The 12,156-nt window shown below is 31.8% G+C and carries 18 protein-coding genes; all 18 read left to right on the forward strand.

Annotation, left to right across the window (positions count from 1 at the left end):
* Positions 1-11 precede the first annotated feature (11 nt).
* Positions 12-557: an adenylate kinase family protein gene (locus QZ143_RS04050; RefSeq protein WP_292881464.1), complete on the forward strand. Its 546-nt coding sequence runs from the start codon at positions 12-14 to the stop codon at positions 555-557.
* 273 nt (positions 558-830) lie between these two features.
* Positions 831-1,070: a hypothetical protein gene (locus QZ143_RS04055; protein WP_292605739.1), complete on the forward strand. Its 240-nt coding sequence runs from the start codon at positions 831-833 to the stop codon at positions 1,068-1,070.
* 29 nt (positions 1,071-1,099) lie between these two features.
* Positions 1,100-1,498, forward strand: a complete 399-nt coding sequence (locus QZ143_RS04060; protein ID WP_292605741.1) for a type II toxin-antitoxin system VapC family toxin — start codon at positions 1,100-1,102, stop codon at positions 1,496-1,498.
* A gap of 295 nt (positions 1,499-1,793) precedes the next feature.
* Positions 1,794-2,159, forward strand: coding sequence for a ribonuclease P protein component 4 (locus QZ143_RS04065; RefSeq protein WP_292605743.1), 366 nt, complete (start codon positions 1,794-1,796; stop codon positions 2,157-2,159).
* Complete coding sequence (locus QZ143_RS04070) at positions 2,128-2,385, forward strand: YhbY family RNA-binding protein (RefSeq protein ID WP_292605745.1); 258 nt, start codon at positions 2,128-2,130, stop codon at positions 2,383-2,385. The genes QZ143_RS04065 and QZ143_RS04070 overlap by 32 nt, the downstream gene beginning before the upstream one ends.
* A 96-nt stretch (positions 2,386-2,481) precedes the next feature.
* Complete coding sequence (locus QZ143_RS04075; protein WP_292605747.1) at positions 2,482-2,919, forward strand: 30S ribosomal protein S19e; 438 nt, start codon at positions 2,482-2,484, stop codon at positions 2,917-2,919.
* Positions 2,920-2,940: 21 nt separating this feature from the next.
* Entirely contained in the window at positions 2,941-3,306 is a 366-nt protein-coding gene (locus tag QZ143_RS04080) for a DNA-binding protein (RefSeq protein WP_292881468.1), read from the forward strand.
* A 5-nt stretch (positions 3,307-3,311) separates the two neighbouring features.
* Positions 3,312-3,896 (forward strand): hypothetical protein, encoded by a 585-nt coding sequence (locus QZ143_RS04085; protein ID WP_292605751.1) that lies wholly within the window; start codon positions 3,312-3,314, stop codon positions 3,894-3,896.
* Positions 3,897-3,916: 20 nt separating this feature from the next.
* Positions 3,917-4,072, forward strand: coding sequence for a 50S ribosomal protein L39e (locus QZ143_RS04090; protein WP_004032463.1), 156 nt, complete (start codon positions 3,917-3,919; stop codon positions 4,070-4,072).
* Between the two features lie 12 nt (positions 4,073-4,084).
* Positions 4,085-4,330 carry a 50S ribosomal protein L31e gene (locus QZ143_RS04095; RefSeq protein WP_292605753.1) on the forward strand — a complete coding sequence of 82 codons (246 nt, stop codon included), beginning with the start codon at positions 4,085-4,087 and terminating at the stop codon, positions 4,328-4,330.
* A gap of 45 nt (positions 4,331-4,375) precedes the next feature.
* The gene (locus tag QZ143_RS04100) at positions 4,376-5,047 is read left to right on the forward strand and encodes a translation initiation factor IF-6 (protein WP_292605755.1); all 672 of its coding nucleotides are present in this window, start codon (positions 4,376-4,378) and stop codon (positions 5,045-5,047) included.
* A gap of 24 nt (positions 5,048-5,071) precedes the next feature.
* Positions 5,072-5,296: a 50S ribosomal protein L18Ae gene (gene rpl18a / locus QZ143_RS04105; protein WP_292605756.1), complete on the forward strand. Its 225-nt coding sequence runs from the start codon at positions 5,072-5,074 to the stop codon at positions 5,294-5,296.
* 19 nt (positions 5,297-5,315) lie between these two features.
* Positions 5,316-5,750 carry a prefoldin subunit alpha gene (gene pfdA / locus QZ143_RS04110; protein ID WP_292605758.1) on the forward strand — a complete coding sequence of 145 codons (435 nt, stop codon included), beginning with the start codon at positions 5,316-5,318 and terminating at the stop codon, positions 5,748-5,750.
* Between the two features lie 107 nt (positions 5,751-5,857).
* Positions 5,858-6,244, forward strand: a complete 387-nt coding sequence (locus QZ143_RS04115) for a hypothetical protein (RefSeq protein WP_292605760.1) — start codon at positions 5,858-5,860, stop codon at positions 6,242-6,244.
* A gap of 130 nt (positions 6,245-6,374) precedes the next feature.
* Positions 6,375-7,928, forward strand: a complete 1,554-nt coding sequence (gene ftsY / locus QZ143_RS04120; RefSeq protein ID WP_292881471.1) for a signal recognition particle-docking protein FtsY — start codon at positions 6,375-6,377, stop codon at positions 7,926-7,928.
* A gap of 1 nt (position 7,929) precedes the next feature.
* Entirely contained in the window at positions 7,930-9,018 is a 1,089-nt protein-coding gene (locus tag QZ143_RS04125) for a CapA family protein (RefSeq protein ID WP_292881474.1), read from the forward strand.
* A gap of 341 nt (positions 9,019-9,359) precedes the next feature.
* Complete coding sequence (locus tag QZ143_RS04130) at positions 9,360-11,276, forward strand: putative glycoside hydrolase (protein ID WP_292881477.1); 1,917 nt, start codon at positions 9,360-9,362, stop codon at positions 11,274-11,276.
* 38 nt (positions 11,277-11,314) lie between these two features.
* The coding region (locus tag QZ143_RS04135; RefSeq protein ID WP_292881480.1) for a hypothetical protein at positions 11,315-12,156 on the forward strand (842 nt) is incomplete at its 3' end.

Here is a 12,156-nt window from a genome sequence, read left to right on the forward strand (position 1 = left end):
TTTTGATTTTTATGCGTAAAACTATTTTTATAACTGGTACTCCCTGTACTGGAAAAACTACTGTTAGTGAAGTTTTAGCTTCTAAATTAAATTGCAGATTGATTAAAATTAACGATTTGGCAATTGAAAATGATTTTATTTTAGGAATTGACGAGGATAAAGGCTATAAGGTCATCGATATTCCTGCACTCAATGAAAAAGTTTCTGAGATAATTAACGACAGTGACGAGCTGATTATTTTTGAAGGGCATTTGGCTCATTTGTGTGATGGGGCTGACAAAGTAATTGTTTTAAGAGTCAGACCTGAAATTTTGCAATCCAGACTTGAAGCCCGTAATTATTCCGAATCTAAAATCCATGAAAACCTTGAAGCTGAAGCAATGGGAGTCTGTACAGCGGAAGCATATGGTATTTATGGTGAGAATATCTCAGAGATTGATGTGAGTGATTTAACTGTAGATGAAATTGTTGATGTGATTTCCAGTATCATTTCAGGTAGTAATGATTATCCTGTTGGTGAAATTGATTTTATGGATTGGTTGATTTCAAATTCTTAATTATTATTTGATAGCAATTTTTCATTCTAAAAGCAATTTTCCTAAATCTTCATAATTTTTCTTTTTTAGGTCAATTTTTAACTTATTTTTATCTATTTTCATAATATGCAATTGTGCACTCTTGTAGTTCGAAAATATTTATATATGTTCGAGTTCAATATTAACATGATTGTTCTAGCTAGTTCAAACACAATGCAAAAGCGGTTAAAATTAATTCTTTGTGATTTTAATTTAAAATTATGTTCAAAGGTTGAAAGAAAGTGGATTGATACAATGTTAAATATAAATTTAAAAGATAATGTGGTTGAAAAGGTTAATATAATGTCTAAATTAACTAATAAAACTCCGGAAGAGGTTGTTAATGAAACTCTTTGGGATAATCTTAAAAAAATTGAAGATGTTCCGGATGAACTTGATTACGAAAAAATTTGGGGCATGTTGGAGCATGATAATCCTGAAGGAGATGATATTTTGGATAATCTCATACGCCTTGGTAAAGAAGGTTGGGATTAATCATTAATCAAACACCACGAGGAATTTTGATGATTTTTTTAGACACCACTTATGTTAATGGTTTGATAATTAAAAAAGATCCCTATAAGAAATCTTCAGAAAATATCAAACCATTTTTGGACAAAGAAGCAAAAGCAACCAACATCACAGTTCTAGTTGAGGTATTAAATAGTCTAAAGAGAAATAATTTTAATGGAAATGTCAAGGACATTGTTAATCAATTGTTTAATGTTCATATTTTTGATTTTTTGTCAAAAGAAGATTATAAAAAAGCTATGGAACTGTTTAGATTTTACAATCATGCCATTAATTTTGCAGATTGTACTATATTAGTATCTATGCAAAAACATGGAATTACCAGAATTGCAACATTTGATTCTGATTTTGACAAAATCCATTGGATTAATAGAATATGTGGGTTTTTTTAACTCATTTTAATTATTGTGAAATGATTCATCTTATTTAATCAATTAATTTCGTGTTATTGATGCAACTATTGTTTCGATGCTTTTGACAGATTTGATTATAAAATATTTTTTTCTTATTACTTCTATTTTTTAGAGAATTTCCAAATAATCCACAACCTTTATAAATAGTGATAAACATATTTATTCTTAATATTCATATTAACCTAAGGTTATCTTAACTATGGTTTTTGTTTTAATTTGCGCAAATCATTTTAATTCAATTTTGAATATTATATCCTACAAAAGGAGGATATTTTTGAGTAGAGGAAAACGACCAAAGTGGATGATTGAAATAGCGATTGAAAGAATGAATATTCTTTTTGAGCGTGCAGAGATGGAATTCATCACCCATCCTGAAAGATCCAATCGTTATGTTGAACTTGCTTTAAAGCTATCCACCAAATACAATACCAAAATTCCCGAAAAATGGCAAAGGAGGTATTGTAAGAAATGTAAGAAATTCCTTTACCCGGGTCATAATTGCACCGTCCGGCTAATTAACTCAGAAGTTAATATTTTTTGTGGTGAATGTGGCCATGTCATGAAAATTCCTTATCATAAGGAAAAGAAACTTAAAAGGAGAGCTAAATATGAGTCAATCAAAAAAAGAAATGATGAATAGAGCTCTTTCCGCGATGACAATTAATATTGGTAAGGCTGGTGTTAATGATAATGTTATTGAAGAAATCAAACGCCAACTTGAAGCTAATGAAATTGTTAAACTTAAATTTGCAAAAAATATCGCTAGAGATAAAGATGATTACATCGACGAAATTGTCACTAAAACCAGAGCGAAGCTCATTGACGTTAGGGGACATGTTGCTGTAATCTATAAGAAAAAGCCTTAAACATTATAAATTTAGAGTTACAGGCCCTATTTTTTTAGGTCTTAAATTTACAGTGGATTAAGCTACAATTATTTAATAAAATATTGGAGAATTAATATGACTACTGTATTTGATGTACCTGCAGATTTATTAATTGAAAAAGTCGCAGATGAATTAAAAAATAATGATAAAATCAATTCCCCTGCATGGTCCAATTTTGTCAAAACTGGTGTTCACAAAGAAAGAAAACCAGAAAATGCTGATTGGTGGTATGTAAGAGCTGCTTCTATCATCAGAAGAGTTTACATGGATGGTCCTGTAGGAGTTATGAGTTTAAGAACTTTCTACGGTGGTAAAAAAGACCGTGGTGTACGTCCTGAAGTATTTAGGAAAGGTAGCGGATCTATCATCAGACACGCACTTCACCAATTAGAAGATGCGGGATATGTAGAAAAAGTTGAAGGTGGAAGAGTTATCAGTCCAGCAGGAAGATCATTCTTAGATAAAATTTCTGCTGAAATCATTAAAGATATTCCTGAACTTGAAAAATACTAATTATAATTCGGAGAGTTTGATATGAGCGATTTAGATGAAATTCGTCAAAAAAGAATGGCTGAATTACAAGCTCAACAAGCTGCTATGCAGAATCAACAAATGCAGCAACAACAAGCTGCTGCACAGGCACAACAGCAAGAAGCACAAAGGCAACAGTTCGAAGCTCAGAAAAAACAAATTTTGGGTCAAATTTTGACTCCTGAAGCTCGTACTAGATTAGGCAATCTCAGATTAACAAAACCTGAACTTGTTGAACAAATTGAACTTCAATTAATTCAATCAGCTCAAGCTGGAAGTTTAAGAGGTAAAGTTACAGATGAGCAGTTAAAAGTCTTATTAAGACAAATATCTGGTCAGAAAAGAGAAATTAAAATTACAAGGAAATAATATCAATGAAAGCTGGTGTATTATATAGTGGTGGCAAAGATTCATCTTTCATGGCCGTGATGCTTAAGAGATTGGGTCTTGATGTAGAATTGTGCACTGCTAATTTTGGTGTTTATAAATCATATATTCCAGCATCTAAATCAGCAAAATCTTTAGGCTTTAATCACAGAGTTATTGATTTGGACATTGGTCTGTTGGATAAGACCTGTGATATGATTATGAATGACGGATTTCCGAATGATGGGATTAAATTCATTCATGAAAATGTTGTAGAGAATGTTGCTGAAGAATATGATATTATTGCTGATGGGACAAGACGTGATGACAGGACTCCAAAACTCAATATCAATCAAATAAAAAGTCTTGAAGACAGAAAAAACGTTCAATATATAAATTTGGACAGTTTCGGTCACAAGTCTGTGAAATTAATAACATCCAATTTGTTTGAAATTTCCCATGAAAAGTCAAATAAGGATAACAGCTCAGATTATGAGGTTGAAATAAGAACTTTGATTGATGAGAAAGGAGGAAATTCATTGGACATATTCCCTGAACATTATCAAACTCGTGTTATTGGATATAAAAAATAATTATTATTACAGGTGATAAAATGAGTAGAAATAAACCATTAGCTAAAAAATTAAGGATGGCAAAAGCAAACAAACAAAATAGGAGAATTCCAATCTGGGCTTATGCTAAAACTAACCGTAAACTTAGATACAGACCAAAACCTAGACATTGGAGAAGAAACAGTCTTAAATTATAATGAGGGGTTATTATGGAAAGAGTTTACACAATTCCACTTAGAAATGTGAAAAATGTTAAAAGGACTATCAGAGCTCCTAGAGCTATTAGAGAAGTTAAAAACTTTTTAACTAAACACATGAAAGCTGAAGATGTTAAAATTGATGAATCTATCAATCATGCTATTTGGGAAAGAGGTATTCAAAAAATACCTTCTAAAATTACTGTAAAAGCGGTTAAAGATGATGATGGTATTGTAACAGCTACTTTAGCAGAATAGCTATAGTACCTTTTACCATGCTATTGAGTAATGTGAGGTGACAATATGTTAAATAGAGTTGATATTGTAGGAAATCCGAATGTAGGAGTATTTATCATTGCAACCGATGATGTAGCTATTGTTCCTTATTCTCTTTTAGATGAAAAAGCGGAAATTATTAAGGAAACATTAGACGTCGATGTTGTTAAAGCTTCTATATCTGGTAGCAGTCTCATTGGATCTTTAGCTGTAGCTAATTCTAATGGTATCGTTGTTTCCCCACATGTGTTAGATAGAGAAATTGAACAATTTAAAAAGCTTGGTTTGAATGTAGATACCCTTCCAGGTCAATACACTGCAGTTGGTAATATTATTGCAGCAAATGACAAAGGTGCTATTGCAAGTCCGTTTTTAGAACCAGACGCTATTCAAGTAATTGAAGAAACTTTAGATGTTGATGTAAAATCTTCTTCTATCGTTGGAAGTGATATTATTGGTTCTTTAGTTAGCGTAACTAATAAAGGATTTTTAATGAGTAATCAGGCTATGAATAGTGAAATCAATTTTGCTCAAGAAGTATTTGGTGTAGAAGGAGACATAGGTACTGTTGGAAAAGGTATTCCATTAGTTGGTGCATGCATCATTTCCAATTCAAATGGTGCTATTGTTGCTAAAGACAGTACTGGTCCTGAAATGGCTAGAGTTGAAGAGGCATTAGGCTTTTTAGATGATTTTTAATTAATATATCATGAGGGATTTAATATGATAACAAAAATTTACAGAGTTAAAGGTACTTTTGTAATGGGCGATGAATATCATAAGTTTACCAAAGAATACAAAGCTACTTGTGAAGATGATGTAGAACAAAAAATCTATCAACGTTTCGGAAGTAAACATGGTATTAACAGGAACCAAATTTCTATTAAAGAAATCGAAGAAATTGCTCCTGAAGATGTTTTAGACCCAATCGTAAAAGAAATTTTATAAATACATTTAAGGTGTAATCATGGAAGATCAGCAAAGATTAAATAATCTTCTTAATGAAATTAATGCATACAGACAACAAGCAGACTTAATTCAACAACAAATTGAATTAATTCAAGCTTCCATTGCTGAAGTCGATGCATTATCCAACACTTTAGATGACATTGAAGGAAAAGATTCTATTGAAGCTTTCGTTCCTGTAGGTGCTGGTTCTTTCATTAAAGGGGAACTTAAAAGTACTGATGAAATTATTGTAAGTATTGGTTCAGGTATTGCTGTTAAAAAAGATGCAGACGGCGCTCGTGAAATCATTGCTGGACAAAAAGAAGATTTAAAAGACAGTTTAGATAAGATGTTAGCTAACTTACAGCAAGTCACTGACATTGTTGGAAATCTTCAAGCTCAAGCAGAACAATTAGCTGCTGCTGCTCAAGGCAATATGACTCAAATGGGTTAAATACTTTTACAATTTTTTCTTTTTCTATTTTTTTTAAATTTTACTATACTTTTTTTCAAAACACTTTTATATTAGTGATGTAATATATTTTTAGTGGAGGTTAACTCTTGAAATTTAATAGAACATTAATTGTTGGTTTAGCAATTTTAATGGTTTTACTTAGTGGATGTCTGGTTTTTGCAGAAGATACTAATGGGACTGATGACGGCCTTCTTGATAATGAAACTGATGTTGACGATGATCCAGAAGACAACGGTACTGAAGTGGATGACATCGGAGTTGTTAACGGTACTTTGCCGCCAGAACCTGATAATTCTACTGTCGATATATCTTATGCAATATCTAGTGAACCTACACAATCAGATAATGGCACTGAAGATGCAACTAAAAATGCCACTACCGTTTCAGATAATCATGCAACCGGTAATCCATTAGTAGTATTATTATTTGCAGCGGCAGGTATTGGTGCTGCTTCATTAAGACGTAGGAAATAATTTTTAAAGATTTTTTTTAAAAATCTTCTCTTTTTTATTTTTTTAACTAATTTTTTCATAATTTATATAATATAAAAAATATAAATACACATAATTAAATTTTTAACTAACTTTTAAGGTTGGGTTATTTTTGTTTGAATCATTAAAAAAGAAATTTTCACGTACAAGTGAAAAATTAGAAGAAGAGCTTATAGAAGAAGCTGAAAAAGAAGATAATCTTCAAGAGGAATCTGGTAAAAGATTTTCATTTTTCTCATTTGGTCGTAAAAAAGAAGAAAAGAAAGAAGAAGAGGATGAATCCAATTTAATTCCTGAAACTACTGAAGAAACTGAAGCTGAAGAAACTGAAGAGACAAAAGAATCTGATGATGGCGTTAAGGAAGAGAAAAAATCTCGCTTTTGGAGCAGGTCTAAGGATGAGTCTGACGATGAAGAGGATGTTGATGAATCCGACAAAGATGCAGATGATACAGAAGATGAACCGGATGTAGAAGAAGTTGATGAACCTGAAGAAGAGGTCAAAGAGGAGAAGAAATCTCGCTTTTGGAGCAGGTCTAAGGATGAGTCTGACGATGAAGAGGATGTTGATGAACCTGAAGAAGAGGTTAAAGGGGAGAAAAAGTCTCATTTCTGGAGCAGGTCTAAAGATAAGTCTGATGATGAAGATTCCGAAGACAAAGAAAAAGATGATTCTTCTGAAGAGAAAAAGTCTCATTTCTGGAGCAGGTCTAAAGATAAGTCTGATAAGGAAGACATTTCTGCAGATGGTGAAGCTACTGGAGGTTTATTCTCATTTGTCCGCGAAAAAACTATTTCTGAAAAACACGTTGAAGATATTTTATGGGAGCTTGAAATGGAGCTCTTGCAGGGTGATGTAGCTATGGAAGTTGCAACAGAAGTGGTTGACAGTGTTAAAAACGATTTGGTCGGTAAAAAAATCAAAAGAAGCAATGACATTACTGAATACACTTTCATTGCTTTGAGAAATGCTGTATCTGATATAATCGACATTCCTGGAAAATCAATGACAGAGATGATTGAAGAGAAAAAAGCTCAAGGGGAACCTCTTGTAGTGATGTTTGTTGGAATTAATGGTACTGGTAAAACTACAACAATCGGTAAATTGGCTAATTATTATCTTAAAAAGGGTTACACTCCAGTAATTGCGGCTTCAGATACATTTAGAGCAGGAGCTATTGAACAAGTTACTTATCATGCTGATAATGTAGGTGTTAAAATCATTAAACACAAAAAAGGTTCAGATCCAGCAGCTGTAGCATTTGATGCAGTTGAACATGCAAAAGCACAAGGAAAAGAATTAGTTTTAATTGATACTGCCGGTAGAATGCAAACTAATGTTAACCTTATGGATGAAATGAAAAAGATTAAAAGAGTTGCTAATCCTGATTTGGTTATCTTTGTAGGTGATGCATTAACAGGTAATGATGCAACAGAACAGGCAATCAAATTTAATGATGCAATTGACATTGATGGAGTTATTTTAACAAAAGCAGATGCAGACAGTAAGGGTGGAGCATCACTTTCAATCGGTTATGTAATACAGAAACCTATAATGTTTTTAGGTGTAGGTCAAGGATACGATGATATTAAGGAATATGATGCTGAATGGATGCTAGACCAATTATTTAGCGAAAGTGAAGAGGCAGAAGTCTTAGAGGAATAAAATGGATTCTCGAAAAATATTATTCGTTGCGCTTATAGTTCTGATATTATTTGCTATTGGATTCAACCTATTCGGTTTTGAACATAATAATCCTTTGGCCGAATCATTGAAGGCACATGAATCTAAGGAAGATGTATCTATGGCGGTAACTGGAGACATTATGCTAGGACGTAATGTTGCAGGTGCAATAGGCTCTGATTCACTTCCACTTGCTGGAATAAGCAATGTAACTTCAAATGTTGATTTGTTGCTCATAAACTTGGAAAATGCCGCAACCACCTCTGAAAATGCAGTTAAGGGGGACATTCCACTTAAATGCAATCCGAGTGATGTGGTGCTTGCTAAGGGAAACAACAATACTATAGCTGCTCTTGCAAATAATCACGTTTGTGATTATGGCATTGGTGGAATGAATGATACTATCAAAACAGTTAAGGATGCTGGAATGACTCCAATCGGTGCGGGTAGTGATGAAAACCAGGCTCATGCTCCTGCTGTTGAAGAGATTGGCGGAAGGAACATTACCATATTCAACTATATGGATTCAAATAACTTCGCCGAATATGATTATCAGACAATGCCTTATGCTAATGGTTCAGCGCCAGGATACTCTGCATATAATTCTCAAGTAGCTCAAAAACAAATTTCTGATGCTCGAGGTAATGGATCAGACTTTGTTGTTGCTTATTTACACTTTGGAAACGAATATTCAACATCTCCTAATGAGGATCAAGTCAAAATCGCTCATGAATTGATTGATTATGGAGCAGATGTTGTTATAGGCTCACATCCTCACGTTACTCAAGGTGTGGACATGTATAAGGGAAAACCTATATTCTACAGTTTAGGAAACTGTGTATTTGACATGTCAGGCAATGGTGTGGAAAATGCATATATTCTTAAAATAGATTTGGTAAATAACACTGGTAAGTGTACAGTATATCCAGTATACATTTCAGGTTATCTGCCACACTTTATGGATAAGGATTCAGGCAATTCTCTTTTAAATGGCCTTACTCCTAAGTGCAATGAGTTTAAGGTTGACAATGGTGTAGGTACATTGGAATTTAATTTAACTGAAGAAAAATAGAATTTGATTTAAATTCTTTATTTTCTTTTTAATTTCTTTTATTTTATTGATTTTTTTATTTTTGCTTTTAATTTATCTTATTTTATTTATAATCAGTATAAATCTTATTATTTTTACTGCAATAAGCCAATATATTTATATTTTATTCATGGTTCTATCATTATTTTTCTAAAATTAATTCATATTGTTTGAGCTTATTGCATCATATTTGAAGTATATTATTCTTTTATTTTTTATTTATACATATGTTATGTCTTTTTTTATTAATTTAATTTATTTTCATTCGTTTTTTTAAATTTAAAGTTTTAAAAACATTTATATATGTATGATTAATATATTTTATGTTACAAGATATTTTTTTTAAAAATACATTGGACGGTGAAAAAATTTCGATAAAACGTAAATCATTGTTTATTGCATTTGCATTATTGATTTTCCTTTTTATTGGATGTGTAAGTGCAAGTGAAGATGGTAATGTTTCAGTAATTGAAAAAACAAATGGTGATTCTGAATTATTATCTTCAAATATTAATTTAAATGAGAAAGTTGAATTAGAAAAAGATTTAAATGAAAATTCAGTTGTTAAAGAGGATAACTCTCAGGAGGTTATTGGCAATGGTTCCCCATCTGCTAAGGTAGTTGAAGATAAAAAAGCTTTCTTGAAAGTTGTATCCTCACCGACTATAATTAAAGGAAACTATTTTCAGGTAAAACTTTCAGATGAAAATGGAACTGGAATAACAAAAAAGAAGGTTTCAATTGTGGTCGATGGAAAGACATACAAGAGGAATACTGATGCTAAAGGTATTGCAAGTTTAAGAATAAATCTTGCTAAAAACTATTATGATGTAAAATATTCCTTCAAGGGTGATGGATATACTTCCGCTTCAGGTTCAAGTAATATTTTGGTGCTTACTAAAACTCAATCTACATTCAAAGCATCTAGTTATGTTGCATTCAAAGGTTTTTCTAATCCGTTTACTGTTACACTAAGTGCTGATGGAATAAAATTAAAAAATAAAAAAATTAGATTTAATATTAATGGAAAAAATTATTATAGGACAACTAATTCCAAAGGTAAGGCTAGTTTGGAAATTAAACTTGCCAAGGGAACTTATCCAATTAAATACACTTTTACTGGTGAGAAAAATATTGATTCAACTTCAGCTAAATCAAAAATAACAGTTAAAAAAATGACTACCAAGATTTCCAGAGCAAATTCTGTAAAATATTATCACAAAACCACAGCACCTTTCAAAGTTAAAGTTGTTGATGCAAGAGGAAATCCTGTTGTGGGTAATGTAACATTTTCAATTAACAAAAAGAAATACACTAGGAATATTAATTCCAATGGTATCGCAAGTTTGAACATCAAATTAAGTCAAGGTTCTTATAAAATTAGTTATACATTTGCAAAAACTTCTCTTTATGAAAAGTCTAGTGGTTCAGCAACATTAAACATTAAAACTTTAGGTAAATGTGTGAATAATGGATATTGGCTTTTCGGGTATAATATGAAAAATGTCAATTTGGATAAATTGGCTAAAACTTCAACCAAACACATCTTTTTGAATTTTGCTGCTCTTGAAAAACACGGCAAAAGTGCTGTAGAGACTTTCATAGCTGATGCAAAGAAAAAAGGAATCTCTGTTCACATATGGATGCAGATATTCTATACTGGTGGAAAATGGATTTCTGCTACAAATGGTGATGGTAGTTATAAATATTCCTTCTTCAATTCTAAAATCAATGAAGCTAAGGAATATGCTAATCTTAAAGGTGTTGCCGGGGTTCATATGGATTATTTAAGATTCCCTGGAACTGCATATAAACATGCTAATGGTGTAGAAGCCATTAATTACTTTACAAAAAGTCTTTGTAATGCGATTCATAAAATTAATTCAAAACTCATTGTTTCCGCTGCTGTAATGCCTGAAACAGATTCAAATAAATATTATTATGGTCAGGATATTCCAACATTATCCAAATATCTGGATGTTGTAATTCCAATGATTTATAAGGGAAATTATGCTTCCGGAACATCTTGGATTGAATCAACCACTGCTAAATTTGTAAAAATGAGTAATGGTGCTCAAATTTGGACTGGTATTCAATCATATAGGTCTGATGATGATGTAACTAGTTTATCTTCTTCAGAACTTTTAAAAGATTATAAGGCAGCTGCAAATGGCGGTGCAACAGGTGTTATTTCATTCAGATGGGAAATATCTAAATTAATTGATTTTGATTTGATATAACAAATCCCATTTTTTATTTTTATTTTTCAGGTGGTAAAATGCAAAAAAAATTTCTAATTCCGTTATTTCTTTTGACACTTATTTTAGCTATTTCTTCAGTTTCCGCATCTGAAAATGCTACTGATGTTGTTGATGTGTCTGAAGTCGAAGTTAATGATATAAGTGTTTTGGAGGATGCTTCTAGTGATAATCAGGTTTTAAGCAAAGAAGATTCCAGTCAAATTACTCAAATGGCCGACAATCAATTGTTGGGTGATAATTCATCTCAAACTGTAAAATCAAAATCTTCAGTTTCTGCATCAAAGGTAAGTGGATATGAATCATTCGCCACTAAATTTGTTGTTAAATTGACAATTGATGGTAAACCGGCATCTGGAAAAAATATTCTTATTGATGTTGATGGTAAGAATTATACACGCAAAACCAATGATGATGGTCAAGCTATTTTAAATATTAAGCTTTCAAAAGGCACCTATAAGGTTAAATTTACATATGCTGGAGATGAGAATGTAACTTCTTCAAAAGGAAGCAGTAAAATATATGTTTATAAACCTATGAAAACCAAATTAATAGCTGATAAGTATCTTAATTTCCGTCAAGGATTAACATCACTATTCTATGTTAAATTGGTGGATATAAATTCTAAAGCTATAAAAGGGCAAATGGTTACAATTAAAGTTGCTGGAAAGACATATAAAGTTAAAACTACTAAGAATGGTTATGCTAAAGTTTTTTTAAGTCTTAAAAAAGGCAATTATAAGATCAAATGTTCATTTTCTAAAAAGCAGCCTTATCTTTCAAGCTCAAAAAATGTAAAAATTAAAGTGAGGGCAAAGATGGCAAAAGGAAATGGGTACTGGTTATGGCCAAAACATATGGC

This window comes from Methanobrevibacter sp. UBA188, assembly GCF_905234905.1.
In the GTDB taxonomy this organism is placed as follows: Archaea; Methanobacteriota; Methanobacteria; order Methanobacteriales; family Methanobacteriaceae; genus Methanocatella.